An 867-nucleotide genomic window follows, 5' to 3' on the forward strand; every position below is an offset into this window, starting at 1 on the left:
GGGGTTGCACTTTCACATCTTGGATTATTGTTTATATGCAACCCCTTCGGGGTAGCGGGCTTATGATGACCTTGCTACCCAAGCTTCACCTTCAGGCTCGCTAACGCTCGCCTTCAGGGGGAAGCTTGGGTTAATACACCATGAAACCCCTCCGGGGTTTTCCTTGAATAGGCAGATAGCCCATCAGCACCCTTCGGGTGCTCTAATCCCCGCCCGACTTATCCTATAAAGGCACCGTTGCGAAAGGACCTCGGCAGAGGTCCGATTTGTCGTAGCCCCCATTCACCGGGCTTCGCCCTCGAATGGGGGTAAATAAGGCGACCAAAACCAACGATCCCATGCGAGTCGGACGACCTATTCTATGATTAACGCCCATCTTGTCCGATAAAGGACTTATATTCAGGAGAACAGCAATTCATTGACACCGTCTATATATCCGACAAAAACTGAGACCAGGTCTCGCCAAAAGTTTAGTTGCAACTAAGCATTTGCTTTGTTGCAACTCGTCATTTGCTTAGTTGCATCTCGCCGATTGCTTAGTTGCAACTCAACTTTTCCCCCCTTTTCACTATGATATCCACACGCCCACGTGTATATGCAACTCCTTCGGAGTAGTGAGGTTATGGTGACACAGACATCCCAAGCTTCACCTTCAGGCTCGCTGACGCTCCCCTTCAGGGGGAAGCTTGGGTTAATACACCATGAAACCCCTCCGGGGTTTTCTTGAATAGGCAGGTACCCCCACAGCACCCGACCTATCCGATAAAGGCACGGCCGCAAAAAGGATCTCGGCAGAGGTCAATCCGGCAGATAGCCCGAAGGGCTTGCACGGCCTAATAACCCAGCCTTCCCCCTCGGTAGGTAGGC

This window comes from Porphyromonas sp. HMSC077F02 (genome assembly GCF_001815465.1).
Classification (GTDB): Bacteria; Bacteroidota; Bacteroidia; order Bacteroidales; family Porphyromonadaceae; genus Porphyromonas_A; species Porphyromonas_A somerae.